The 24,465-nt window shown below is 67.4% G+C and carries 21 protein-coding genes and 4 tRNA genes; 17 read left to right on the top strand and 8 right to left on the bottom strand.

The genetic code is table 11. The features are described 5' to 3' along the window. Window positions 1–30: 30 nt before the first annotated feature. Complete coding sequence (locus tag ACYR7D_RS25665) at window positions 31–945, top strand: hypothetical protein (RefSeq protein WP_459547076.1); 915 nt, start codon at window positions 31–33, stop codon at window positions 943–945. Window positions 946–990: 45 nt separating this feature from the next. On the opposite strand, the gene ACYR7D_RS25660 is transcribed toward ACYR7D_RS25665, so the two are convergent. The 4 genes from ACYR7D_RS25660 to ACYR7D_RS25645 all read right to left on the bottom strand — a co-directional run bounded on the left by ACYR7D_RS25660 (window position 991) and on the right by ACYR7D_RS25645 (window position 2,641). Further along, complete coding sequence (locus tag ACYR7D_RS25660; protein ID WP_459547075.1) at window positions 991–2,214, bottom strand: hypothetical protein; 1,224 nt, start codon at window positions 2,212–2,214, stop codon at window positions 991–993. Between the two features lie 163 nt (window positions 2,215–2,377). Then, a tRNA-Val gene (locus tag ACYR7D_RS25655) sits at window positions 2,378–2,452 on the bottom strand. Window position 2,453: 1 nt separating this feature from the next. Next, window positions 2,454–2,524: transfer RNA gene (locus tag ACYR7D_RS25650), tRNA-Cys, on the bottom strand. A 44-nt stretch (window positions 2,525–2,568) separates the two neighbouring features. Continuing rightward, a tRNA-Gly gene (locus ACYR7D_RS25645) sits at window positions 2,569–2,641 on the bottom strand. Between the two features lie 337 nt (window positions 2,642–2,978). On the opposite strand from ACYR7D_RS25645, the gene ACYR7D_RS25640 reads away from it, so the two are divergent. The 3 genes from ACYR7D_RS25640 (at window position 2,979) to ACYR7D_RS25630 (ending at window position 4,428) form a co-directional block, all read left to right on the top strand. Continuing rightward, window positions 2,979–3,050: transfer RNA gene (locus ACYR7D_RS25640), tRNA-Val, on the top strand. Between the two features lie 553 nt (window positions 3,051–3,603). Beyond that, a complete protein-coding gene (locus ACYR7D_RS25635; protein WP_459547074.1) occupies window positions 3,604–3,924 on the top strand; it encodes a YybH family protein in 321 nt (106 codons plus the stop codon). Beyond that, the gene (locus ACYR7D_RS25630; RefSeq protein WP_459547073.1) at window positions 3,925–4,428 is read left to right on the top strand and encodes an alcohol dehydrogenase catalytic domain-containing protein; all 504 of its coding nucleotides are present in this window, start codon (window positions 3,925–3,927) and stop codon (window positions 4,426–4,428) included. 225 nt (window positions 4,429–4,653) lie between these two features. Here the strand turns inward: ACYR7D_RS25630 and ACYR7D_RS25625 are convergent, their stop codons facing one another. Continuing rightward, entirely contained in the window at window positions 4,654–5,295 is a 642-nt protein-coding gene (locus ACYR7D_RS25625; protein ID WP_459547072.1) for a TetR/AcrR family transcriptional regulator, read from the bottom strand. Window positions 5,296–5,339: 44 nt separating this feature from the next. On the opposite strand from ACYR7D_RS25625, the gene ACYR7D_RS25620 reads away from it, so the two are divergent. From ACYR7D_RS25620 to ACYR7D_RS25605, 4 genes are all read left to right on the top strand, one after another. After that, on the top strand, window positions 5,340–6,233 hold the full coding sequence (locus ACYR7D_RS25620) for an oxygenase MpaB family protein (RefSeq protein WP_459547071.1): 894 nt from the start codon (window positions 5,340–5,342) through the stop codon (window positions 6,231–6,233). After that, entirely contained in the window at window positions 6,230–7,132 is a 903-nt protein-coding gene (locus tag ACYR7D_RS25615; protein ID WP_459547070.1) for an alpha/beta fold hydrolase, read from the top strand. Before ACYR7D_RS25620 ends, ACYR7D_RS25615 begins: the two co-directional genes overlap by 4 nt. Window positions 7,133–7,203: 71 nt before the next feature. Continuing rightward, a complete protein-coding gene (locus ACYR7D_RS25610) occupies window positions 7,204–8,823 on the top strand; it encodes an LVIVD repeat-containing protein (protein WP_459547069.1) in 1,620 nt (539 codons plus the stop codon). 47 nt (window positions 8,824–8,870) lie between these two features. After that, window positions 8,871–9,461, top strand: coding sequence for a DUF305 domain-containing protein (locus ACYR7D_RS25605; protein WP_459547068.1), 591 nt, complete (start codon window positions 8,871–8,873; stop codon window positions 9,459–9,461). Window positions 9,462–9,527: 66 nt separating this feature from the next. Here ACYR7D_RS25605 and ACYR7D_RS25600 read toward each other — a convergent pair whose 3' ends face one another. Together ACYR7D_RS25600 and ACYR7D_RS25595 are read right to left on the bottom strand one after the other, a co-directional pair. Then, window positions 9,528–10,274, bottom strand: coding sequence for a GntR family transcriptional regulator (locus ACYR7D_RS25600; protein WP_459547067.1), 747 nt, complete (start codon window positions 10,272–10,274; stop codon window positions 9,528–9,530). Between the two features lie 52 nt (window positions 10,275–10,326). Then, on the bottom strand, window positions 10,327–11,478 hold the full coding sequence (locus tag ACYR7D_RS25595) for an acyl-CoA dehydrogenase family protein (RefSeq protein ID WP_459547066.1): 1,152 nt from the start codon (window positions 11,476–11,478) through the stop codon (window positions 10,327–10,329). A 211-nt stretch (window positions 11,479–11,689) separates the two neighbouring features. On the opposite strand from ACYR7D_RS25595, the gene ACYR7D_RS25590 reads away from it, so the two are divergent. The 9 genes from ACYR7D_RS25590 to ACYR7D_RS25550 all read left to right on the top strand — a co-directional run bounded on the left by ACYR7D_RS25590 (window position 11,690) and on the right by ACYR7D_RS25550 (window position 22,035). Continuing rightward, entirely contained in the window at window positions 11,690–12,688 is a 999-nt protein-coding gene (locus ACYR7D_RS25590; protein ID WP_459547065.1) for a MaoC family dehydratase, read from the top strand. Beyond that, window positions 12,685–13,905: a CoA transferase gene (locus ACYR7D_RS25585; RefSeq protein WP_459547064.1), complete on the top strand. Its 1,221-nt coding sequence runs from the start codon at window positions 12,685–12,687 to the stop codon at window positions 13,903–13,905. The genes ACYR7D_RS25590 and ACYR7D_RS25585 overlap by 4 nt, the downstream gene beginning before the upstream one ends. After that, complete coding sequence (locus ACYR7D_RS25580) at window positions 13,902–15,275, top strand: NAD-dependent succinate-semialdehyde dehydrogenase (protein ID WP_459547063.1); 1,374 nt, start codon at window positions 13,902–13,904, stop codon at window positions 15,273–15,275. The genes ACYR7D_RS25585 and ACYR7D_RS25580 overlap by 4 nt, the downstream gene beginning before the upstream one ends. A 30-nt stretch (window positions 15,276–15,305) precedes the next feature. Further along, entirely contained in the window at window positions 15,306–16,520 is a 1,215-nt protein-coding gene (locus ACYR7D_RS25575; protein WP_459547062.1) for an acyl-CoA dehydrogenase family protein, read from the top strand. Further along, entirely contained in the window at window positions 16,517–17,725 is a 1,209-nt protein-coding gene (locus tag ACYR7D_RS25570) for a CaiB/BaiF CoA transferase family protein (protein WP_459547061.1), read from the top strand. Before ACYR7D_RS25575 ends, ACYR7D_RS25570 begins: the two co-directional genes overlap by 4 nt. A 37-nt stretch (window positions 17,726–17,762) precedes the next feature. After that, window positions 17,763–18,500 carry a 3-oxoacyl-ACP reductase FabG gene (gene fabG / locus ACYR7D_RS25565; RefSeq protein ID WP_459547060.1) on the top strand — a complete coding sequence of 246 codons (738 nt, stop codon included), beginning with the start codon at window positions 17,763–17,765 and terminating at the stop codon, window positions 18,498–18,500. After that, on the top strand, window positions 18,500–19,714 hold the full coding sequence (locus ACYR7D_RS25560) for an acetyl-CoA C-acetyltransferase (RefSeq protein ID WP_459547059.1): 1,215 nt from the start codon (window positions 18,500–18,502) through the stop codon (window positions 19,712–19,714). Before fabG ends, ACYR7D_RS25560 begins: the two co-directional genes overlap by 1 nt. After that, the gene (locus ACYR7D_RS25555) at window positions 19,711–20,901 is read left to right on the top strand and encodes an acyl-CoA dehydrogenase family protein (RefSeq protein WP_459547058.1); all 1,191 of its coding nucleotides are present in this window, start codon (window positions 19,711–19,713) and stop codon (window positions 20,899–20,901) included. The genes ACYR7D_RS25560 and ACYR7D_RS25555 overlap by 4 nt, the downstream gene beginning before the upstream one ends. Window positions 20,902–21,003: 102 nt before the next feature. Then, complete coding sequence (locus ACYR7D_RS25550) at window positions 21,004–22,035, top strand: transglycosylase SLT domain-containing protein (protein ID WP_459547057.1); 1,032 nt, start codon at window positions 21,004–21,006, stop codon at window positions 22,033–22,035. A gap of 23 nt (window positions 22,036–22,058) precedes the next feature. Here the strand turns inward: ACYR7D_RS25550 and ACYR7D_RS25545 are convergent, their stop codons facing one another. After that, window positions 22,059–24,443, bottom strand: coding sequence for a molybdopterin-dependent oxidoreductase (locus ACYR7D_RS25545; protein WP_459547056.1), 2,385 nt, complete (start codon window positions 24,441–24,443; stop codon window positions 22,059–22,061). Between the last annotated feature and the right edge of the window lie 22 nt (window positions 24,444–24,465).

Raw genomic sequence — 24,465 nt, 5'->3', positions numbered from 1 at the left:
CGGACTGAAATACGGTGTGCGCGCCGGACGATGCTGTCCGATCTGGGAATATCCGACGCTCCGGTGCGTACGGAGCCGGCGGAGGAGACCACCCCGGGGCACGGTTGCCGTTGCGCGCGTTGTGTGGACACGCAGTGGGACGCGCAGCGACTGAAGTACTGGCTGGTGAGCCGGTTGCTCGAGTTCGGTGCGGACGAGGCCGGAGTGGACCGGCGCTGCGGCCCGGTGACGGTGGACGTCTGGTGGCGCCGCGGCGGTGAACAGTTCGCGATCGAGGTGCGGACCGGGCCACTGACCCAGGAACTCGCACAAGAACGTACGGATCGGTTGCGGTCGCTGGGGTGTACCGGGGTGCTGTGGTTGTGCGCACCGGGCTTCTGGGTTGCGCAGTTGCCCGCTCTCGGGATCTCCGATCTCGCCCCGGCTTCCTGTGAGTACCGGGTGGTGGCCGGCATGCTGGAGCAGGGGCCGGACGGGCTGGTGGTACCGGACGAACGGCCCTACGAATTGCGGGAGTTCCTGCGGCAATGGGTGGTGGGTGAGGTCGCGTGGGGTTATCGCGACCATTTGCGGAAGGGATGGGCGGCAGTGACCGACTGGGAGAAGCACACCAGGGCGCAGGCGATGCTGCTCGAGCGGCAGCGGCAGGAGTTGATGCTGCAGCGGACGACGCTGGCCGTGACCCGGCAGGTGGTGCGGGAGAAGAAGCGTCAGCTGGCCAGGGCTGCCGCCCGGATGGAGCGTACGGCCGAGCGGGCGCGCGAGCAGGCCGAGGCGGTGGCCGCGGCGCACCGCCGTATCGCCGACGAACAGCGGGTGCACCGCGCGCTGGAGGACACCATCCGCCGATTGCACAAAACCATCGACAACTGGCAGCTGATCACGGTTTTCCTGATGGTGTTGCTCGCGACGTTCATTACGGCCGCCCTGCTGGTCAAACCCTGAGCCGGTCCGGTTGTCCGCTATCGCCTCCGCCACGCGGATGGGATCCTAGGGCGCGGCGGTCAGCCGGAAGGGCGCACGCTCCCAGCACCATTCGTTGCGGACCGTGAGCGCGATCAGGTCCAGGAGGCCGAGCCCGGTCTCCGCCCGCAGTTGCCGGAGCCGGGACAGCCGTACGGGGCCGTCGGCCAGCGATTCGGTGAGACGGTTCTCGATCTCGGTGGGGACGCGATACTCGGCCAATTCCGGTTCTCCCACCACACTTCCGGTCCACAGCAGCCAGCCCCACCCGTTCTCGTGCGCCAGGCCCCGGGCCGCGGCGGCCTTGGCCCGGTTCACCCGGAAGCCCAGATGGCCCAACGGTTGTACATCGATCAGTGCCCGGCGCCCGTCGGTGAGTTCGGCCACCACCGTGGGAAAATACAGGTGTTCCTCGTCGTGGACGCGATATCCGACCGCCTCGGGATACTCCTGGAAGGTGCGGATCCGGTCGTCGGTGTCGAGCAGCCGTAGCAGCCGCGCCTCGAGCCCGGAGTCGAAGCCGATATCGCGGCCCGGTTTGTGTAGATAGAACCGGCCGCGCCCGTCGTCTGCCAGATCGAGGGATCGTCCGGCGACGGTGGGCAGCGGTGCCGCCGAACCCGTTCCGGTGGGCCAATCGATCCGGTGCGGCCACGGGGCCGGTGGTCCGGCCGGGGGGCCGGTCTCCCGTAGCCGGGACAGCAGATGATTGGTCTTCTTCCGCCAGCCCACGACGCGCTGGGTGACGAATCCGGAGATCCGTTTCGCATCGGCCGCCGTATGCCCCGCCAGACGCAGTTTCAGGTACGACAGATCGTTGACGGCGATATCGGTATCGGTGGCGTAGGTTTCGGCCAGCAGCGCGCGCGTGAGGGCCGAATCCCGCGTCCCCACGGGGTAGCGCCGGGCGTACGCCGGTACCGGCAGCCGCCCGGAGCGGGCGGTGTGCCGGAGCAGATCGCCGACCGCTTTGGTGTGCAACTGCCGGGCCCGGTCGCGCGAACAATCGAATCGGGCGCCGATCCGGGTGAGTGTTTCCGGTCGTTCCCCGGTGATGCCGAGCCGCGACCGGAGGATGATGCCGGCGCGTTCCCGGTCGACCTCGTAGTCGCCGATCAGCTCGGCCAGTTCGTGGGCGCAGTCCTCGAGGCCGAAGGACAGGTGATCGCGCAGATCGTCCGGGAAGGTATCCGCCGTATCGGTGCCGGCCGCCCGCGCACGTACCGTGTCACCGGTTGGTTCCGCTTGCACACACACCCCCTGCCGGTACCCCGGAGATCGGCCGCCTCGAGTTCGTGCGGGCCAGCTTAACCGCGCCCACCGACAGCACCGCCAGAAGCCGCGCGGTAGCCGGAAAGCAGAAGAGGCACTTCCCGATGTATCGGAAAGTGCCTCTGGATCCTCGATGGGACGGTGGTGCGCGATACTGGGATTGAACCAGTGACCTCTTCCGTGTCAGGGAAGCGCTCTCCCGCTGAGCTAATCGCGCGAGGTGGAGACGGGAATCGAACCCGTGTGCACGGCTTTGCAGGCCGTTGCCTCACCACTCGGCCACTCCACCGCGCAAAGGGGGAAGGCATTCAATGCGCCTGGCCCTACCTCTCGAGCGGACGACGGGACTCGAACCCGCAACCCTCACCTTGGCAAGGTGATGCGCTACCAATTGCGCCACGTCCGCATTTGCATCCTCGGGGCTTTTCCGTCCTCCGTGGTGCGAGACAGAACATTAGCCGACGTTCGGCGAAACCTACAAATCGCCTGGTAGGAGGCCTGAAATTGCATCGATGTAATTCAGCTGCCCGGGTGCTCGCTCGAGCGGAGGAAGTGAGCCGGGTCGACGCTACGGGTGGCCCGGCCTCTTCGGTGCCCGAACCTTCCGCCGGGGGCCGGGCCGACGCGAATCGGTGCGTCCCTACGGATGACAACGTGGTGATTTGGTGGCGAACGGGTGGTGCGTGTTAAGGTTCGTACTCGTTCGGAGGGCATCGGAGAAACGTCCCCGAGCGGTTCTTCCCGGTCTCATAGCTCAGCGGGAGAGCGTCCGCCTCACACGCGGAAGGTCGCTGGTTCGATCCCAGCTGGGACCACAGGAACACCCCCTGATATTCACCATTCAGGGGGTGTTTTGTTTTCCATGGAGTCGTGGACGGCTGTCTGGTCCGGCGTGCGCACAGGGTGCGTGTTCCGACGGCCCTCGGGACGGCCTCGTGCCCGAGGTGCGGTGGTTCCAGTCGACCTCACTTCTGTCACCGCCGCTCTTCGGCCGCGTCGGCAACTGTGATTCGGTGGGTTCGGCGGCCGATGCTTCCTCGATGACGGGCGGGTACCGGCGAACCTGCTTCTGATCACTCTTTCCTCGGTTCTCCGTAGAGCTTCGTATGGAAGTCGACAGCCGACCTGTGCGGCGCTCTGCAGGATCGGCCGGGTGTGCCGGCGATTCGTCCGCCGTGCCGGCGCACCGCGAATGCATGCGCCGATGCCGATGTGCCCACCGCGGGTGATGAATGAAAGGTCATGACTTTCGGCGCGGCTCGGACCGTCCGGTCGTGGATCGACGGATTGGCAGCCCCGCGGACCCGTCCCTAGCCTGAAATCGAGACAGATCTGTCTCGATTTTGCTCCGATGAAGGCGAGTGGAACATGGTTGCGCAAACCTTGGATGTGAAGGAAGCCGTCGAGATCGTCGAACGGTTGGCACAGGCGAAGAGCCGGCAGGACGTGGCGGCCGCGATGGCCGTGTACCACCCGGACGGTGTGCTCGAATCGCCTCCGCTCGGCGGTCACTACGGCGGGGCCGAGATCGAAGGAGCTGTCACAGGCTGGTTCGCGTTCGCGCCGGATTACGAGGTCCGGCTGGACGGTCACGGACTCGATGGTGGAACACTGTGCTGCTGGGGTGAGATCGCGTTCACTCCGGCGTTCACCTTCGGTGGCGCGGTACCCAACGGCAACCGGGTCTAGGTGCCGGTCTTCATTCTGTTCCGGTTCCGCGACGGCCGGGTGAGCTGGGAAAGCTTCCACTTCGACGTCGCCGGGGTCGCGCGGCCGGAGCCTGCCGCCGGGGAAGTCCGCGTCGCTGTACAAGCGACCAGCGTGGATCCGATCGATATGCACACCGGCGCGAACTCCGGCTACGAGCAGTCCATGCGATTGCCCTGCGTCCCCGGCTGGGACGTGGCCGGTGTGGTGGACGCGGTGGGATACGGAGTGACCCGCTACACCGTGGGCGACCACCTCTACGGTCTGGCTCGGTTTCCCTATCCCGCGGGCACCTACGCCGAGTACCTGACCGTTCCCGCGTATCAACTGGTGCCGATGCCGAGGTCGGCGTCCTTCCTCGAGGCAGCGTGCTTGCCGATGGCCGTCCTGACGGCATGGCAGATGCTCGACGCCGTCGAGGCGCGCGCCGGCCGCCGCATCCTGGTCGGCGGAGCGTCCGGTGGGGTCGGTCATCTCGCGGTGTAATTGGCCCGAGATCTGATGCCCCGGCCTTGACGGCGCCCGCCGACGGCTCGTGCGAGCACTCTTGTCGAACCGGAACCTCGATCGCGGCGGCCGCCGAGGTGTTCGGACGCCGTCACATGCGCAACGGGCACCCACAGGCCGGCTGCCCACGTACTCGATAGAGGTCTGCCCTCGTCGTCCGGTGGCTCCGGCGGCGAGGGTGCCGGTTCTCATGGCGCTGCCCTGTCAGGACGATGTGGTGACCAAGGGGGCGATGGTGCGGCGGGCGACCTCGCGGGCGATCTCCGGTTCGTCGAGGTCGAACCGGTTGGCGGGGAAGAAGAGATAGCCGAGGGTCAGCCGGATGACCGCCTCCGCCTGGAGATCGGGGTCGCCGTCGGGGAGAACGCCTTCGGATTGGCCGGCGGCGATATGTGCCGCGATGAAACGGTGGCCGATATCGATGGGGGAAGGGTCGCCGTGGTCGAGCATGGACAGCAGTTCCCAGCGGCGTTCCGGTGCCGATCGGCCGGGGAAGAAGCGTTCCCGCAGCTGTAGGCAGGCCACGAAGGCTTCGGCGATTCGTTCGGTGGGGTCGGTGACGGTGCGGAAGGTAGTGGTGATCGAGTCGAGGAATCGGCGCAGGTCGTGGGCCAGCGCGAGTTCGAACAGACGGTCCTTGCCGCCGAAGCGCCGGAACAGGGTGGCCCGGCTGACCCCGGAGACGGCGGCGATATCGTCCACGGTCGCGAGCTTGGTGCCGCGTTCGGCGAGCACTGTCAGCGCCGCGTCGAGGATTCGCTCGTCCGCCTCGTCTTCGCTACCGCTGACGGCGCGTTCCATAGCGCGCTCGAACAGGTTGGACAGAGGTGCGCCGGGGCGAGTCACGAAATCAGTATCGCAGGTGAGACTATTATGTTACTAATAGGATCATGACTGAAGCGATCGAAGCTCCGGCCACGACAGCCGGGCAGCCGACTCCGGCCGAGCGTGCGCCGCTGGGGCCCGATTCGGTGGCCTGGCGGGTGTTCGGGGATTTGACGTTCGTGCTCGGCGCATCGCGCCGGTTGCTCATCGATGTCGCTCATCCGGTGGTCGCGGCCGGTGTGCGTGACTACTCGGTCTTCGAAACCGATCCGTACGGTCGCGCGGAACGCACCGTCGACATGATCATGGGTGTGGTCTACGGCCGCGAGGAGGCCCTGGCCACCGCCCAGCGACTGCGGGACCTGCATCAGAAGTTCACCGGTGAACTACCCGACGGTGGCCGCTACAGCGCACTCAACCCCGAGGCGTTCCACTGGGTACACGCCAGCCTGGTGCACGGCGTCTACACCCAGCAGAAGGTCTTGGGCCGCGGCTGGAAACCCGGCGAGGTGGAGCAGTTCTACCAGGAAATGCGCCGGGTCGGGCGGCTCTACGGTGTTCGTGAGAAGGATATGCCGCCGGATTGGGCGTCGTTCTGCACCTGGTTCGACGAAATGGTGCGGAACGAACTGGAACGTTCCGATATGACCGACCGGGTATTCGCCGTGCTCAGCTCGCCGAAGCCGCCGCCGTTGCCGGTGCTGCGGTGGGGCTTCCTCTGGAACTACACGGTGCGCCCGATCGCCGGCGGAACGAATGCCGTGATCACCGCCGGTCTGCTACCGCCCGAATTGCGGGAACTGCTGGGTGTGCGGTGGGGCCGGCGCCGGCGTCTGCTGTTCACCACCTTCGCGGTGCTCCTGCGCACTACGGTGCCGCGGCTGCCGGGCTTCCTGCGTCTGGTACCGCAGGCCCGGCACGCGATCGCCCGGGCTCGGCGTGAAGGCGCCCGCCGGTGAGCACCCGGCCGGAAGCGGCGCCGGAAACCGTGGCCGTCCGCAGCGCCGACGGAACCCGGTTGTACGCCGAGGTCCACGGCCCGGCACAGGCGCCGACGCTCGTGCTCGCCCACGGCATACTGTGTGCGACTCCCTTCTGGCGCGAGATCATCGACGAACTCGCGGCCGGCTACCGGATCGTGGCCTACGATCAGCGCGGTCACGGCCGCAGCGAATCCCCTCGCCGGGGCCACTACACCATCGATCACCTCGGTGACGACCTCGCCGCCGTCCTCGACGCCACGGTCGGCGCGGGAGAGCGCGTCGTACTCGCCGGTCATTCGATGGGTGGAATCGCCGTACTCTCCTGGGCCGCACGGTATCCGGAGCAGGTGGACGCCAAGATCGCGGCGGCCGCGCTGATCAACTCCACTCCCGGCGAAATCCTCGACAATGTCCGGTTCCTCCGCGGCCCCGAACGACTGCTCGGGCTCCGCCGCCGGCTCGCCCACGCCGTGGTGCCGCTGGCCGGTATTCCACTGCCGCGCCGGCTTCCGTTGCGGCACGCCCTGTTACGCACGGTGGCCGTGGGGGAGGGAGCGCAGCGGCCGGTATCGCTGGGTCTGGACCGGATCATCGCCGCGACACCCAGCCGGGGGCGCGGTGGATACGGAGCGACGCTGGTGCGCATGGTGACCGCCCTCGACGCTGCCGCCCTCACCGTGCCGACCCTGGTGATCGCCGGCCGGCACGATCGCATCGCGCCGGTGCACCGCTCACGCCGTATCGCCGAGCAGTTGCCACAGCTGGTGGAGCTCGTCGAACTCGAGACCGGGCACTGCTCTCCGCTGGAGGCGCCCGATGACGTCGTGGCGGCGCTGCGACGGATCCTGCCATCGGCTGCGGCCGAGGCGGTGTAGCAGGTCCCGGTGCAGTCCTCCGGCGCGACTCGGAGGGAGCGCCGGGGCCGTCGGAAGAGAAGAGGAACGCAATGATCAGCGGCCCGGACAATGGCGTCGATATCCGCTGGAATCGCCGGTGGTGCCGGCCCCGGCTCGATCCGCCGTGGCGGCGGGGCCGGCGCGCGGTCGTACGGGCGGGGTCCGTGCTCGCGGCGGTGGCCGTTCTGCTCACCGGCTCGGCTGTCGGTACCGCCGCGCCACCTCCGGGTTTCGACGAATTCACCGGAGTCTGGCCGACGGCGGTGGACCCGGCGTCCTGCCGTCCCGGAGACCGGATCGAAACCGGTATCCAGGGCGAGGTTCCGCTCGCCGATCGCAAATCCGGGCGCAGCACGGCAGGCTACAACTGCAATATCGACCTCATCGGGCAGTACCAGGGCCTCGGCGCCGGTCCGGTCAGCCCCTCCTACGAGAACTGCGCCTATATCGCCTCGACCTTCCCGACGAACCTGCTCGGCCCCGACGCGGGTGTGCATGTGGTCGACGTCAGCGATCCGGCCCGTCCGGTGCGTACGGCGGTGCTCGCCGAGCCGGCCATGCTCGGCGGCACCTGGGAATCGCTGAAGGTCCACGAGGGCCGGGGTCTGCTCGTCGGCACCGGCGTCGGGCTGATCGAGGGCGCGGGCTTCATCTCGATCTACGACATCTCCCAGGACTGCGCGCACCCGCGGCTGCTCAACACCACCACCGGCTCACTGCTGAACATGCCGGTCCCTATCACCACACACGAGGGAGATTTCTCCCCGGACGGCAACACCTACTGGGCCTCCGGTATCGCACCGGGGTGGCTCAGCGCGGTCGATATCAGCGATCCCGCGCATCCCATGGTGGTGTGGGGTGGGCTGACCGGTATCGAGGCACACGGAATGGGTTTCACACCGGACGGCAACACCATGTTCCTGGCCAATCTGGGCGGGCTGACCGTGCTCGATGTCTCCGCGGTGCAGAACCGGGTGCCACACACCGTGATATCGCAGCCGATGCCGCATATCGGCCAGAAGTTCTGGACCGACGGGCAGATCAACCAGCACAGCGTTTTCGTCACCTACGACGGCCGGCCCTATATCTTCACCGTCGACGAGGGTGGTTCGGGCGGGGTGAAACTGATGGACGTCTCCGAACCGGCCCGGCCGACGTGGCGCAACAGCATCAAACTGGCGATCAACCTTCCCGAACACCAGGATCGCTGGGCATCCAGCAGCGCGGGTAACGGCGCGTTCGGCTACGACGCGCACTACTGCTCGGTGGACCGCCCCGATGATCCGCAGGCCCTGGCCTGTGGCTGGATCCAATCCGGTATCCGGGTCTTCGATATCCGTGACCCCGATGATTTCCGGGAGATCGCCTATTTCAACCCGCCGGCCCAAACCGGTAAGCATCTCCAGTTGCCGAATTCGCTGCATGCCACGCTGGGTTCGATCATCGGGCCGCCGGTGATCGGCACCCTGGCGCTGGCTCGCGCGGTCATGCAGGGACAGACCGGACTCGACGGGGTCGTCAACGATCAGAGCCGGCTCGTCGGTGGTGACCTGTCCGCCGACTGGTGCCTGTCGCCCCCGGAATTCCACGGCGATATGTTGTACGTGGCCTGTATGGACAACGGTTTCATGGCCTTGCGGCTGGACCCGGCAGTGTATCCGCCGCGATGAGTGTCACGGGTAGGGCACGGTGGTGGCGCACACCGGGGGCCGCGGTCGTGGCAGCTGTTCTGTGCGTCGCGGCCGGGATGCTGATCGGGTATTCCGTTCGTGGTGCCGCTCCGGGGCCGGACGGGGCAACGGTGGTGCCGGCGGAGACCGATATCACCTTCGCGCAGCAGATGTCGGTGCATCACCAGCAGGCGATCACGATGGTGGAGATGCTGGGCTCGGAGGTGGCGCCCGATATCGCCGCGGTGGCCGAACAGATCCGGTCCACGCAGTGGCGGGAAATCGGAACCCTGACCGGTTGGCTGGAATGGGCCGGGGCCCCTTTGCAGCGGCCGGTACCGACCGGGTCTCATGAGCACTCCCACGACAACCACGCCGGAATGGCCGGAATGGCCTCGGACGAGGAGCTGACCCGGCTGCATCACGCGACGGGCACCGAGCGCGAGGTGCTGTTCCTGCAACTGATGATCCGCCACCATCAGGGCGGGATCGAGATGGCGGCGGCCGCCGCGGACACCACCGATGTTCCCGCTGTGCGCAACCGCGCGGTCTCGATGATCAACGGTCAGCAACAGGAGATCACGTTGATGACGGTATCGCTCGACCGGCGTGGGGCGACGCTGCTGCCGTATCCGTGAGTATCGCCGCCGCAGCGCCCGGTGCGGGTGGCGCCGGCACCGGGCCCGGCGGTGATGTCTTTCCGGTCAGAGTGTGCTGCGGCGCAGGGTGACCCGGTAGGTGTAGTGCTCGGGCAGGAAGTAGCTGATCGACAGATCGATCAGCTGTCCGGTGGTGTCGGAGTACAAGCGGTCGATCCGCAGCATCGAGTGGCCGGATTCGCACCCCAGGGCGGTGGCGGTATCGGCGTTCGCCGGTGCGACGGTGATCGACTGGGCGGCTTCGACGATCGGGCTGTCCAGGCGCGGTTCGAGCAAACCGATCACCGTATGGGAACTCACTCCGCCGGCGGCGACCTCCGGGAGGCCCAGGAGGGGCCGGGCGATGTGCTCGGGCAGGTACACCGTGGTCAGTACGAACGGGACGCCCTCGTGGATCCGGCGGAACGTGACCGTGTACACGACATCGGTTTCCAGCCGCAGCCGGCTCGCGGCGTCGATATCGACACGACGCTGGAGCGGGCCGAGTACCTCCATGGTGGTGTCCGAGGACAAGTTCATCAGATCTTCGATGGACCCGTGGTGGCGCAGGTACCGTCCGCCGGATTCGGTGACGAAGGTACCGCGGCCGGGAACCCGGTAGACCGTACCGTCGGCGACGAGATCCTGGAAGGCGCGGCGAACGGTCTGGCGGCTCACCCGGTACCGCTGGGCGAGTTCGGCTTCGGTCGGCAACTTGATTCCGCCGCGGTAGTCGCCCGCGGCGATGGCCGCGCGCAGCTCCCGCGATACCAGCTGATGGGCTGGTTCCGCGTCACGTTCCCGGCCGGCCATGGTGGTCTGCGTCCTCCTGGATCTGGTGCTGTCCGCGCGGAGCGCCGAACCGCTACAGTCCGCCGCGCGCGACGAGCTGGGCCGCGATGACGTTGCGCTGGATTTCGTTGGTTCCCTCTCCGACGATCATCAGCGGCGCGTCGCGGAAATAGCGTTCCACGTCGTATTCCGTGGAGTAACCGTAGCCGCCGTGGATACGAACAGCCGAAAGGGCCGTTTTCATCGCTGTCTCCGAGGCGTACAGCTTCGCCATCCCGGCTTCCATATCGCAGCGTTCGCCCGCGTCGTACTTCTCGGCGGCATACCGGGTCAGCAGTCGCGCCGCGGTCAGTTCGGTCGCCATATCGGCCAGGTAGTTGCCGATCGACTGGTGCTTCCAGATGGGCCGGCCGAAGCTTTCCCGTTGCCGGGCGTAGGTGAGTGAATCCTCCAGTGCGGCCGCGGCCACGCCGAGGGCGCGACAGGCCACCTGGATACGGCCGATTTCGAGGCCTTTCATCATCTGAGCGAAACCTTTGCCGGGAACGGCACCCAGGATCGCGGAGGCGGGTACGCGGTAGTCGGTGAACGACAGCTCGCACGATTCCACTCCCTTGTAGCCCAGTTTCGGCAGGTCGCGGGAGACGACGAGGCCGGGGCCGTGTTCACACAGCACGATGGAGATCCCGGTGTGCCGCGGGGAAGCGGTGGGGTCGGTTTTGCAGAGCAGGGCGATCAGGCCGGAGCGGCGGGCGTTGCTGATCCAGATCTTGGACCCGTTGATCACCAGATCGTCGCCGTCGGCGCGGGCGTGGGTGGTCAGCGCTTGCAGATCCGAGCCGCCGGAGGGTTCGGTCAGTGCCATGGTGGCCCGGATCTCGCCGGTGGCGAGCTCGGGCAGGTAGCGCTTCTTCTGTTGTTCGGTGCCGAACGCGGTGAGCAGTTTCGCGACGACCGTATGCCCGCCCATGGCGCCTGCCAGGCTCATCCAACCACGGGCCAGTTCTTCGGTGACCCGGGCGTAGCAGACGGTGCTGACCGGTGATCCGCCGTACGCCTCGGGAACGGCCAGACCGTAGATCCCGATCTGCTTCATCTGCTCGATCCACTTCTCCGGATACGTGTCGGCGTGCTCGAGGTCGCGGACCCGCGGCCTGACCTCGCGGTCGATGAACGTCCGCACGGTGTCGACCAGATAGGTCTCTTCGTCGCTCAGCTTGGACATATCCGGCTGATCTTCCTCTTCGGTCCGATTTGTACGGCCATATAGCGGCCATATTCGTAGCATAGTCACCATTGGTCTTGACATGGCTGTTGTCGCACTGTCAACATCGACGGGCCGGTTGCGGGCGGTACTCATCCCGGTCTCGTATCACCTGGGCCGGCGCCCGCCGAGACGGATCGAGGTAGCCCGCGCATTGACCAGGAATCAGCCGGTGAGTGAGCATCACGTGGGCGGACCGTATTTCGACGAGCTCGAACACGGTGACGTATTCGATTCGGCACCCGCCGTCACACTGACCAGCGGTCTGGCCGCCACCCATCAGGCGATCGTGGGCGACCGGCTCCGCCTCCCGCTCGACGCGACCCTCTCCCGGGCCGTCACCGGTGCCCCGGCTCCGGTCGCGCACCCGGCGCTGGTGTGGGATCTCGCGATCGGTCAGTCGACCCTGGCGACCCACCACGTCAAGGCGAACCTCTTCTATCGCGGCCTGCGCTTCCACCGGTTCCCGGTACTCGGCGACACCCTCCGCACCAGAACCGAGGTCGTAGGGTTACGGGAGAACTCGCAGCGGCCGGGACGTGCGCCGACAGGGCTGGCCGCGCTGCGGATCACGACGACCGACCAGCACGGCCGCACCGTACTCGACTTCCACCGATGCGCGATGCTGCCGTTGAGCGCCACCGCCCCCTCGGGCCGGAGGAAACACGCCGACGACCTGTCCACGATCGGTCGTGAGCTCGGGGAGCCGCCCGAGGCGGTCGGCGACTGGGATCTCGCCGCATACCGCGAGCGGGTTCCCGGGCGGCATTTCGACTCCGGCCTGCTCGGCTCGGTGTTCCGCGGTAGCGGCGATATCGTCTCCAGCGCGCCGGAACTCGCCCGGCTGACCCTCAATATCGCCGCCGTCCACCATGACGATCGGAGCGGTGGGGACGGTCGCCTGGTGTACGGCGGGCATACCATCGGGCTGGCCTTCGGTCAGGCGACCCGGGCGCTGCCGAATCTGATCACGGTGCTGGACTGGGAATCCTGCGAGCACACCGGCCCCGTCCGGGAAGGTGACACACTCACCAGTGAACTACATGTCGAGGACGCGCGGCCGTACCGGTCGGGCACAGCGCTGCGGTTGCGCTCCATCGTCTTCGCGCATACCGCTACCGCGCCGGAGCAACCGGTGCTGGACTGGCGATTCACGGGGTTGATGGCATGAATCCACTCCCTGCTCTGCGACCGTTGGCGGGCGTGCGGATCATCGAGGTGTCGAGCTTCGTCGCCTCGCCGCTGTGCGGTCTCACGCTCTCCCAGCTGGGTGCCGAAGTCATTCGTATCGACCCCATCGGCGGGGCCGGGGACAAGAACCGCTGGCCCGTCACCGCGGCGGGCGAGAGTATCTACTGGACCGGGCTCAACCGCGGAAAACGTTCGGTCACCTGCGATATGCGCAGTCTGGAGGGGCAGCGTCTGGTGCAACGGCTGATCACCGCACCCGGCGGCGGCATCCTGGTGACCAATACCGGTGGCCGCGCATGGCTCAGCCATGCGACGCTGCGCGACCTGTGTCCCGATGTCATCACGCTCCGGATCACCGGAACCCCGGAAGGAGCCGCGGCCGTCGACTACACGGTCAACGCGGCCAGTGGCTTTCCGCTGATCACCGGCCCCACCCAGCATGCCGGTCCGGTGAACCATGTGCTGCCCGCTTGGGATGTGGTCACCGGTCTGTACGCGGCGCTGGCGATCGCGGCGGCGGTCCGGCAGCGCGAGCTGACCGGGCAGGGTATCGAGATCGAACTTCCGCTTTCGGATGTGGCGCTGGCGGTTTCCGGATATCTGGGCTATCTCACCGAGGTCCAGATCAACGGTGCCGGCCGGGAAGCCACCGGTAACGCCGTCTACGGTACCTACGGCCACGACTTCGTCACCGCCGACGGTGTGCGCTACATGGTGGTCGCACTCACTGCCCGGCATATGCGGGATCTGGTGCGGGTCACCGGCCGCATCGCCGCGGTGGACGCGCTGGAAGCCGCGCTGGGCGTGGACTTCTCCGCCGACGCCGACCGGTACCGCCACCGTGATCTCCTCACCGCGCTGTTCGCGTCCTGGTTCGCCGAACACACCGCCGCCGATGTGGAGGCGGCGCTCCGCGACAGCTCGGTGCTGTTCGAGCGCTATCGCAGCTTCGCCGAGGTGGTCGGCAGCGGAGAACTCGACCGCAACCCGCTGTTCTCGGTGCTCGAGCAGCCGCGGATCGGTACCTATCTCGCTGCCGGACTACCCGCCTCGTTCGACGGTAGGCATCTCTCGGCCGGGGCCGCACCGGCGCTGGGCGCCGACGGGGCCGAGGTGGTGCGGGAACTGCTCGGGGCGGCACCGGAGGAAATCGACGTTTTGATCGCACGCGGAGCCCTGGGAGCGCCACAGCAATGAGCGATTACGCCACCACCGACCCGGCCACCGGCGAGCTGCTCGCCACCTTCGCGCCGGCCGATGCCGACGAGATAGAGAACGCGCTGGCCGGAGCGCGGGAGAGCTACCAGCGGTGGCGCCGCACACCGCTGGAACAGCGCGCCGAACTGCTTCGCCGGGTCGCGGGCCGGTACCGCGCCCACGCGGACGAGCTGGCCCGGCTGCTGACCCTGGAAATGGGCAAACCGGTAACCCAGGCACTGGAGGAGGTGGCGGTGACGGCCGCTATCTACGAGTACTACGCCGACAACGGCGCCGCGTTCCTCGCGGACGAACCGTTACCGATCGCGGGGACGGGCGAGGCTTTCGTGCGTACCGAACCGATCGGCCCGCTGCTCGGGATCATGCCCTGGAACTACCCCTACTACCAGGTGGCCCGGTTCGTGGCGCCGAACCTGATGCTGGGTAATACGATTCTGCTCAAGCACGCGCAGATCTGCCCGCAATCGGCAACGGCCGTCGCCGAGGTGTTCGCCGAAGCGGAGCTGCCCGCGGGGGTGTATCGGAATCTGTTCGCGAGCAATGATCAGGTCGCGTCGATGATCGCCGACCCGCGTGTGCAAGGGGTGTCGCTCACCGGGTCCGAGCGGGCCGGATCCGCCGTTGCCGAGGTCGCGGGCCGCCACCTGAAGAAGTACGTGCTCGAACTCGGCGGCTCGGATCCGTTCGTGGTCCTCGATGACGCGGATCTGGAGAAAACGGTGGCCGCCGGGGTCGGCAACCGGCTGGCCAACGCCGGGCAGGCGTGTACCGCGTCGAAACGGTTCATCGTCGTGGACGAGGTCTACGATCGCTTCCTCGCCGCCTTCGTCACCGCCATGCGTGAATGCGTTCCCGGCGACCCCACCGACCCGGCGACCGTGTTCGGGCCGTTGTCCTCGCGGCGTGCCGTCGACGAACTCGCCCGTCAGATCGGCGATGCCGTCGCGAAGGGGGCGACGGTCGTGACCGGCGGGCAGCGCATCGCCGGGCCGGGCGCGTACTTCCAGGCCACGGTACTCACCGGCGTCACCCCGGGTATGCGTGCCTACCACGAGGAATTGTTCGGGCCGGTCGCGGTGGTGCACAAGGTGGATTCGGTGGACGCGGCCGTGGAACTGGCCAACGATTCCCCGTACGGACTGGCCGCGTCGGTGTTCTGCGCCGACGCGGAACTCGCCCGTAGTGTGGCCGACCGCTTGGAGACCGGCATGGTCTGGATCAACGGCACCAGCAGGACCTCTCCGGATCTGCCGTTCGGCGGCGTCAAACGATCCGGCGTCGGCCGGGAACTCGCGCACTACGGCATCAGCGAATTCGCCAACAAGAAATTGATCCGTACGCCGCGCTGACCGGCACCGTTCACGAGAACAGGAGTAACGATGGCTGCCGAGGGCATCAGTGCCGGCGTGGTCGCGGGTACACAGGTTTCCGCGGCGGATTTCGCCGATATCTTGGCGCAGACCAGGACTTTCGTCCGTGAGACGGTGATGCCGCGCGAGCGGGAGATCGCCGATACCGACCGCATTCCCGACGATATCCGCCGGCATGCCGCGTCGATGGGGCTGTTCGGTTACGCGATCCCGCAGGAATGGGGTGGGCTCGGCCTGGATCTGGCCCAGGACGTGGAGCTCGCGATGGAGTTCGGGTACACCACCCTGGCCTTCCGGTCGATGTTCGGTACCAACAACGGTATCGCCGGGCAGGTGCTGGTGAACTACGGCACCGGCGAGCAGAAACAACGGTGGCTGCAAGCCATTGCCTCCGGTGCGGTGGTCGCTTCCTTCGCGCTCACCGAGCCGGGCGCCGGTTCCGACCCGGCCGGTCTGCGGACCTCCGCGGTGCGCGCCGGTGGGGATTGGATCATCGATGGTGAGAAACGGTTCATCACCAACGCGCCGTCGGCGAACCTGTTCGTGGTGTTCGCCCGGACCCGTCCCGCCGACGCCGAGGGGCCCGGAATCGCGGTCTTCCTGGTGCCGGCGGATACGCCCGGGGTCGAGGTCGGGCCCAAGGACCGGAAGATGGGCCAGGAGGGTGCCTGGACGGCGGAGGTACGGTTCACCGGTGTCCGGGTACCGGATTCGGCGCTGGTCGGGGGCAGCGAGGATATCGGATACCGAGCGGCCATGGTGTCGTTGGCGCGTGGCCGCGTCCATATCGCCGCGCTCGCGGTCGGGGCCGCGCAGCGGGCTCTGGACGAGTCGGTGAGTTATGCCGCCACCGCGACCCAGGGCGGCACCGTGATCGGTGATTTCCAGCTGGTCCAGGCGATGCTCGCCGATCAGTACACCGGGGTGCTGGCGGGTCGCGCGATGGTGCGTGATGTCGCCGCCCGGTACGTCTCCGGGGAGGACCGGCGGGTGGGTCCTTCGGCGGCGAAACTGTACTGCACCGAAATGGTGGGCAAAGTCGCCGACCTCGCGGTGCAGATCCACGGCGGAACCGGATATATGCGTGATGTACCGGTGGAGCGGCTGTACCGGGATGTGCGGCTGCTGCGGTTGTACGAGGGCACCAGTGAGATCCAACGCTTGATCATCGGTGGGCAGCTGGTCGGGCGGGCCGGGCGGAACTCCGGTGGGCGGCAGCGATGAGCACGGCCGGGAATCCCCGCGCCGGTGACCTACCACTGCACGGCGTCACCGTCGTCGGCCTGGAGCAGGCCGTGGCGGCGCCGATGGCCAGCCGGCACCTCGCCGATCTCGGCGCCCGGGTGATCAAGGTCGAACGAGTCGGTGAAGGCGACTTCGCGCGCAACTACGATGCCGCGGTCCACGGTCTGGCCTCCCATTTCGTCTGGCTCAACCGGGGCAAGGAATCCATCGCCCTCGATCTCAAGAGCCCTGAGGGTGTGGCTCTGCTCGGTGAACTGATCGCTCGTGCCGACGTTTTCCTCCAGAACCTCGCGCCCGGCGCCGCACAACGTCTTGGTTTCGGTGCCGAGACCCTGCGTCGCGACCACCCCCGGCTGATCGTGGTGAACATGAGCGGCTACGGCACCGCTGGGCCTCATCGGGACCGTAAAGCATACGATATGCTCATCCAGGCCGAGACCGGGTTGTGTTCGATCACCGGAACCCCGGATACGGCGACGAAAACCGGTGTGCCGTCGGCCGATATCGCTTCCGGGTTGTACGCGCTGTCCTCGGTGCAGGCCGCGCTGTTCCGCCGGGAGCGCACCGGTGCCGGTGCCACGATCGAGGTCTCGATGTTCGACGCGACGGTCGAATGGCTCGGCCACCCGATGTACATGCGGATGTATCAGGACGAACAGGTCCAGCGGATGGGGCTGTCGCACCCGTCGATCGCGCCGTACGATGCCTACCCCACCGACGACGGGCAGATCTTGATCGGCGTGCAGAACGATCGCGGCTGGCGCACCCTGGTCACCGAGGTGTTCGGCCGCCCGGACCTGGCCGAGGACCCTCGTTTCCGGACCAATATCGACCGGGTGCGCCATCGCGCCGCGGTGGACGCGGCGGTGGCCGAGCAGACCCGTCGCTTCGCCACCGCCGACCTGGACACCCGGCTCGCGCGGGCCGGCGTCCCCGCGGCCCGGCTCAACGATCTGAAGGGCCTGATCGCCCATCCGCAGCTCTCGGCCCGCGACCGCTGGCGCGAGGTCGCTACCGCGGCCGGCCCCATCCAGGCGCTGCTCCCACCCATGACATTCGCCGATGTGGAACTGCGAATGGGGCCGGTCCCCGCTCTGGGCCAGCACACCGAGCCGCTGCTGACCGAACTCGGACGCACCCCCGAACAGATCGCGCGGCTGCGCGCGGACGGGATCGTGCAATGACGACACCGTTGGACAAGCGAGAGAATCGGAGCTGACCATGGGGTTGCTCGACGGCCGGGTGGCCGCCGTGACCGGCGCCGCCCAAGGAATCGGGTTGGAGATCGCCCGGACCTTCGTCCGGGAAGGCGCGAAAGTGGCGATCGGCGATATCAACGACGCCGCCGGCGCCGCCGCCGTCGCCGAACTCGGCGGTGCGGACGTCGCCCGCTACGCGCACTGCGATGTCCGGGACGCCGCCGCGGTCGAAGCCCTGCTCGATACCGCCGAACAGTTCGGCCCGCTGGCCGTTTTCGTCAACAATGCCGGGATGACGCGGGACGCGACCATGCGGAAGATGGCCGAATCCGATTTCGACGAGGTGATCGGTGTACACCTCAAGGGCACGTGGAACGGCACCCGCGCCGCGGCGAACCGGATGCGTGAACACGGGCGCGGAGCCATCGTGAACATCTCGTCGCTGTCCGGCAAGATCGGCCTGCCCGGGCAGACCAACTATTCGGCGGCGAAAGCCGGGATCGTCGGCCTGACGAAAGCGGCCGCCAAAGAGGTCGCGTTCAAGAACGTACGGGTGAACGCGGTGCAACCCGGACTGGTGCGGACGCCGATGACCGAGGCCATGCCGCAGAAGGTCTGGGATCAGAAGATGGCCGAGATCCCGCTCGGGCGGGCGGGTGAACCGGGTGAGGTCGCCTCGGTCGTACTGTTCCTGGCCTCCGATCTGTCCTCCTATATGACCGGGGCGGTGCTGGAAGTCACCGGGGGAAGGTTCATGTGATGCGCGAAGTGGTGATCTGCGAGCCGGTGCGTACCCCGATCGGGCGGTTCGGTGGTTCGCTGCGCGGTCTCGGCGCCGCCGAACTGGGCGAAGTGGTGTTGCGTGGTGTGCTCGAGCGCACCGGTCTGGATCCCGAGGCGATCGACGACGTGGTGCTCGGCAACTGCTATCCCAGTAGCGAAGCACCTGCCATCGGCCGGGTCGTGGCGCTCAACGCCGGGCTGCCGGTCCGGGTGCCGGGAATGCAAGTGGACCGGCGGTGCGGGTCGGGTCTGCAATCAGTGCTCCAGGCCGGGATGCAGATCGCCACCGGGACCGCCGAGGTGATCGTCGCCGGTGGGGTGGAGAGCATGAGCAATGTCGTGTTCTACGCCACCGATATACGCTTCGGCGTCAAAGGCCCCGCCGTTGCCCTGCACGACGGGCTGGCCCGGGGGCGGGTCACCGCGGGCGGCCGGGACCATCCGGTACCCGGCGGCATGCTCGAAACCGCGGAGAACCTGCGCCGTGCATACGGGATCTCCCGTGCCGAACAGGACGAGTTGGCGGTGGTCTCGCATCGGCGGGCCGTCGCGGCTCAGCAGGCGGGCATATTCGCGGAGGAGATCATCCCGGTGCCGGTGACCGGGCGCGGCGGTGACACACTCGTCGATACCGACGAACACCCTCGTCCGGACACCACTGTCGAGACTCTCGCCCGGTTGCGGCCGGTATTGGGCGGTGTGGATCCCGGCGCTACCGTGACCGCCGGTAACGCCAGCGGCCAGAACGATGCGGCCGCATTGTGTATCGTCACCCATCCGGCGCGGGCCGAACGACTCGGCCTGCGCCCGCTGGCGCGTCTGGTGTCCTGGGGCGTGGCGGGGGTGGAACCGAAGGTGATGGGTATCGGACCGGTGCCCGCGACCCGGATGGCGCTCGACCGCGCCGGTCTGGAACTGTCCGATATCGACCTGATCGAGCTGAACGAGGCGTTCGCCGCCCAGGTGCTGGCCTGCACCCGCGAATGGGGTTTCGGGACGGGTGATTTCGACCGATTGAACGTGCACGGCTCGGGGATCTCGCTCGGTCATCCGGTCGGCGCGACCGGCACCCGCATCCTGGCGACCATGACACGCGAACTGCGGCGTCGCGGCGGGCGGTACGGCCTGGAAACCATGTGCATCGGCGGCGGGCAGGGGCTGGCCGCCATCGTCGAAAGGTTCGAGACGTGACCGGACTCGCCGAGACCGCCGGGCTGACCGAGGTCCAGACGCAGATGCTCGCCACCGTCCGTTCGTTCGTGGACCGCGAGATCATTCCGTACGCCCAGCATCTCGAACACGCCGATACCTACCCTGCCGATATCGTCGCCGGGATGAAGGAGATGGGGCTGTTCGGCATCACCATCGACGAGAAGTACGGCGGCCTGGGGGAGTCGCTGCTCACCTACGCCCTGGTGGTGGAGGAGATCGCCCGCGGTTGGATGAGCGTATCCGGTGTCGTCAACACCCACTTCATCGTGGCGCACATGATTTCGCGCCACGGTACCGAAGCGCAGCGAGCGCACTATCTGCCGCGGATGGCGACCGGCGATATCCGGGGCTCGTTCTCGATGTCCGAGCCCGACCTCGGCTCGGATGTGGCCGCGATAAAAACCCGCGCCACCCGTTCCGGCGAGGACTATCTCGTCAACGGAAACAAGATGTGGCTCACCAACGGTGCCACTTCCAACCTCACCGCTGTCCTGGTGAAAACCGATCTGGGTGCGCCGAAACCACATCGGAACCTCACCACGCTCCTGGTCGACAAACCCGAGGGCTACGGGGAGGTGCTCCCCGGGCTCACCATCCCCCGCAAAATCGACAAAATGGGCTACAAGGGCGTCGATACCACCGAGGCGATCTTCGACGATTTCCGGATCGGCGCGGACACCGTGCTCGGCGGCGAGCCCGGCCGGGGGTTCGCGCATATGATGGACGGTATCGAGGTGGGCCGGGTCAATGTCGCCGCCCGCGCCTGCGGTATCGCGCTCCGGGCGTTCGAACTGGCCATCGACTACGCGCAGCAGCGATCCACCTTCGGTAAACCCATCGCCGAGCATCAGGCGATCGCCTTCAAACTGGCCGAGATGGCGACCAAGGTCGAAGCGGCGCATCTGATGATGGTGAACGCGGCACGGCTGCAGGATTCCGGAGTACGCAACGATGTCGGCGCGGGTATGGCGAAGTTGCTCGCCAGCGAGTACTGCGCGGAAGTCACCCAGGAAGCGTTCCGTATCCATGGTGGCTTCGGTTACTCCAAGGAAGCCGAGATCGAACGCCTCATGCGGGAGGCGCCGTTCCTGCTCATCGGCGAAGGCACCAGCGAAATCCAGAAGACGATCATCAGCAAGGGGTTGCTGCGCGAATACCGCCGGTAACCCTGTGGGACGCTGGAGAAAAGCCCCCGGTTCCCAATGCCGGAAATATCCGGATCGTGGACACGGGATACTTGGTGTATGTGCATCCCGGGACACAGGTAGATGAAGCCCGCGAATTACTGGGAGGTGAAGCTCGAGCCTCCCAAAGGAGCGAGTGCGGGGTTGAGGGCCGTGGTCGACGCCGCCGACCAGGCGATTCAGAACTGCGCAGATCTCCTGGCCACCGGTGACGGGCAGGAGGCCCGGAACATGCTGAAGCTCTTCGAGGAGAAGAAACTCGTCGAGCCCGGAGACAATTCCCTCATGGCCGCCGACTACAAGGACAAGATGTGGCGGATCGACGAGGTACGAAGGGATCTGGAACAGCAGCATCAAGCGGTGAATCTCACCGCCGGCGCCACCTACGACACATCCTCCGCGGCGTTCGGCGCGATCAAAACCGAAGCGCAGCAGTTGGAGGCGGCGCTGAAGGCGCCCTACCGATTGCGGGAGGACGGCACCCTGCCGCCGAACACCGAGTACGAACTGCTCGAGGTGATACTCGATTCGGTCGAATACGTGTACGCCCAGGCGCAGGGCGCCAGCGATACGGCGATGCGGGACGCGGGCAGTGTGCAGACCAGCACACCCAACTACGGCAGTGCCGCGCCGAGTTTCCCTGTCGCCGGGTCGCCGGATTACGGCCCGGCGGGGGACGACGCGCCCGAGGCCAATTACGAGGGACCGGCCTCGGAAGCGGATTATGCGCGCTATCCCGGCAGTATGACCATCGATCAGGCGATCGAGGGCGCGCTCGACGCCTTGGGGATCACCGATCCCGAAGCGCGGGAGAACTGGATGCGTGGTTACCGGGTGCTGATCGAACGCGAATCCGGGGGCGATCCGAACATCATCAACAACTGGGACAGCAATGCCGCCAGTGGGCAGAACTCGCGTGGCCTGACCCAGACGATCCCGTCCACCTTCGAGGCCTACCATCAGCCGGGAACCTCGACGAACATCTACGATCCGGTCGCCAATGTCGCCGCGAGCATGAACTACGTCATGGACCGCTACGACGTTTCCCCCGACGGCAGCAATCTGCAGCAGAACGTCCAGCAGGCCGATCCGGGTCGTCCGGCGAAAGGCTATTGAGCGTGTAGTGGGGCTCCGGTGTGCTACGCATGCGGAGCCGCCGGTCGCGTAGGCCCTCCCGCGGACCGGCCGTGCGCCACCTCCGGTTCACCGGCGGCAGCCGTGGTCAGCGGCGGTGGTTTCCGTACCCGCAGCGGTGGGAGTTCTCCCGTGTACCGCTCGACCTCGACCAGGCAGCTGTTGGCCGACGGTCCCTGGGCCAGCGAACTGGTCCCGATATCGTTGGTGACAGTGTTCGGGTTGCCGTGTACGTCCAGCGAGAGCGGGTCGGCCGGATCCAATGGGTCGTACCAGGCGCCGGTGGCCATGTGCAGGACGCCCGGCCGCACGGCATCGGAAAGGCGGATACCCGCCAGCAGGGCGCCGCGATCGTTGAAGACGCGGACGATATCGCCGTCGCGCAGGCCCCGCGCCGTCGCGTCGGCGGGGTTCATGCGCGCCGGTTCGCGCCCCTCGATCTTGGATTCCCGGCTGGTTACGCCGTAGTCCAGTTGGCTGTGCAGCCGGGTGGCGGGCTGGTGGGAGAGCAGGTGCAACGGAAAACGTCGCGCGAGTGGACTTCCGAGCCACTCGGTGGGTGGATACCAGGCCGGGTGGCCGGCGCAATCGGTATACCCGAATGCCGCGATGGTGCGAGAGAAGATCTCGATCCGGCCCGACGGTGTGCGCAGCCGGTGACGAGCGGGGTCCCGGCGGAACTGCTCGAGGACGTGGCGGCTCTCGGTGAGCGCGGGTCGCAGATCGAGCGGTGGACCGGCGCGGAACTCGGGGTAATCCGGTAGCCGGATACCGGCGGCGGCCGCGCCGCGGACCGTCGCCTCCCACAGATGCTCCACCCACTGCCGGGCCGTACGTCCTTCGGTGAAGCGGTCACCGAAGCCGAGCCGGTCGGCGAGAGCGGCGAAGATCGCGTAGTCGTCGCGCGCCTGCGCGTACGGCGGCACGACCTGCCGCATGGGCGTGAGCCATTGGTCGAGGCGGCCCCCGGCGAAATCCTCGCGTTCCTGGGCGGCGGTGGTGGGCAATACGATATCGGCGAGACGAGCGGTGGAGGTCCAGCTGATCTCGTGCACGACGACGGTACGGGGACGCGCCCATGCGCGTCGCAGGCGGTTGAGGTCCTGATGGTGGTGGAACGGATTGCCGCCGGCCCAGTAGATCAGGTCGATATCCGGGTAGGTCAGGGTGGTGCCGTTGTAATCGATCGTGGCACCGGGGCGTTCCAGCATCTCGGTGAGCCGGGCCACCGGGATCACATCCGGTACCGGATTCCCGGGCCGGGGGACCGAGGCGATCGGAAACGGTAGATATCGGCGCTGCATCTCGGTGGTCTTGCCCACGCCCGTGCCCATGAGGACACCGCCGCCGGGGAGCCCGATATGGCCCAGCGCGGCAGCCAGTGCCCAGGCGGCCCAATAGGTCTGCTCGCCGTGTTCGGCCCGCTGCAACGAATAGGGGAGCCCGATCAGGCAGCGTTCACGCGCCATGAGCCGGGTCAGTTCACGGATCCGGGTGGCGGGCACCCCGGACAGTTCCGCCGCCCATTCCGGTGTTTTCGGTTCACCATCGCCGCGGCCGGTCACATAAGAGGCGAATTCCTCGAAGCCGGTGCAGTAGCGATCGAGGAACGCCCGATCGTGCAGTCCCTCCACGAGAAGGGTGTGCACCATGGCGAGCATGACCGCGACATCACTGTTCGGCCGGCACGGCACCCAGCGGGTCGCCGGATCGCCGTCGAGATCATCGCGGACGGGGCCGATGAGGATTGTTTCCGGCCCGGAGGCGGAGTACCGGCCGTGCGGCGGGTGTGCGCCGATTCCCCCGAAATTCACCTGCGTATTCCGTGGCGCCGCGCCGCCGAAGTACACGATGCGGGCGCAGTGGCGCGCGATCTCCGCGGTGGTGGGCGATTGCTGCGCGGCGAGGTAGGCGTTCATGCCGAGCACGTGCGGCAGGAGTACCTCCGCTGCCGCGAACGAGTAGGTGTCGGCCGATCCGGTGTATCCGCCGGACAGCCGCAGGAAGCGGTGCAACTGTTCCCGCGCCTGATGGAACCGGCCCGCGCCGGCCCATCCGTACGAGCCGCCGTACACGGCGCGGTGACCGCCTCGCGCCCACGCGGTTCGCAGGGCCGTGGCGGTGATGTCCAGTGCCTCGTCCCAGCCGACTGCGACGAAGGGTTCCTGTCCGCGCCGGGTGGTATCGCTCGCGACCCCGTCGCGGTAGTAGCCCAGGCGTATCGCCGGTTCGGCGATGCGATGGTCCGGGTCCTGGAGCGCGGCCAGTGACCGCCCGATGGGCGAGGGATGCGGGTCGCGGTCGTCGGGAACCACCGTGAGCTCCCCGTCGTTGCCGGGGCCCATCAGATAATTGCCCCAATGCGTGGCGGTCTGCCGGAGCCGCGTCATAGGCGTTCCTCTCGGTGATATG

It is taken from the genome of Nocardia sp. X0981, assembly GCF_977089955.1.
Note: the sequence above shows the minus strand (reverse complement) of the source record. Positions and strands in the feature narration are given on the sequence as shown.

Bases quoted from the DNA above. Each gene is read 5' to 3' on its own strand.
- ACYR7D_RS25635 (WP_459547074.1), top strand. From the start codon at position 3,604: ATGGTTGCGCAAACCTTGGATGTGAAGGAAGCCGTCGAGATCGTCGAA.
- ACYR7D_RS25570 (WP_459547061.1), top strand. From the start codon at position 16,517: ATGAGCACGGCCGGGAATCCCCGCGCCGGTGACCTACCACTGCACGGC.
- ACYR7D_RS25545 (WP_459547056.1), bottom strand. From the start codon at position 24,443: ATGACGCGGCTCCGGCAGACCGCCACGCATTGGGGCAATTATCTGATG.
- ACYR7D_RS25575 (WP_459547062.1), top strand. From the start codon at position 15,306: ATGGCTGCCGAGGGCATCAGTGCCGGCGTGGTCGCGGGTACACAGGTT.
- ACYR7D_RS25600 (WP_459547067.1), bottom strand. From the start codon at position 10,274: ATGGCCGGCCGGGAACGTGACGCGGAACCAGCCCATCAGCTGGTATCG.
- ACYR7D_RS25610 (WP_459547069.1), top strand. From the start codon at position 7,204: ATGATCAGCGGCCCGGACAATGGCGTCGATATCCGCTGGAATCGCCGG.
- ACYR7D_RS25550 (WP_459547057.1), top strand. From the start codon at position 21,004: ATGAAGCCCGCGAATTACTGGGAGGTGAAGCTCGAGCCTCCCAAAGGA.
- ACYR7D_RS25620 (WP_459547071.1), top strand. From the start codon at position 5,340: ATGACTGAAGCGATCGAAGCTCCGGCCACGACAGCCGGGCAGCCGACT.
- ACYR7D_RS25580 (WP_459547063.1), top strand. From the start codon at position 13,902: ATGAGCGATTACGCCACCACCGACCCGGCCACCGGCGAGCTGCTCGCC.
- ACYR7D_RS25595 (WP_459547066.1), bottom strand. From the start codon at position 11,478: ATGTCCAAGCTGAGCGACGAAGAGACCTATCTGGTCGACACCGTGCGG.
- ACYR7D_RS25665 (WP_459547076.1), top strand. From the start codon at position 31: ATGCTGTCCGATCTGGGAATATCCGACGCTCCGGTGCGTACGGAGCCG.
- ACYR7D_RS25585 (WP_459547064.1), top strand. From the start codon at position 12,685: ATGAATCCACTCCCTGCTCTGCGACCGTTGGCGGGCGTGCGGATCATC.
- ACYR7D_RS25560 (WP_459547059.1), top strand. From the start codon at position 18,500: ATGCGCGAAGTGGTGATCTGCGAGCCGGTGCGTACCCCGATCGGGCGG.
- fabG (WP_459547060.1), top strand. From the start codon at position 17,763: ATGGGGTTGCTCGACGGCCGGGTGGCCGCCGTGACCGGCGCCGCCCAA.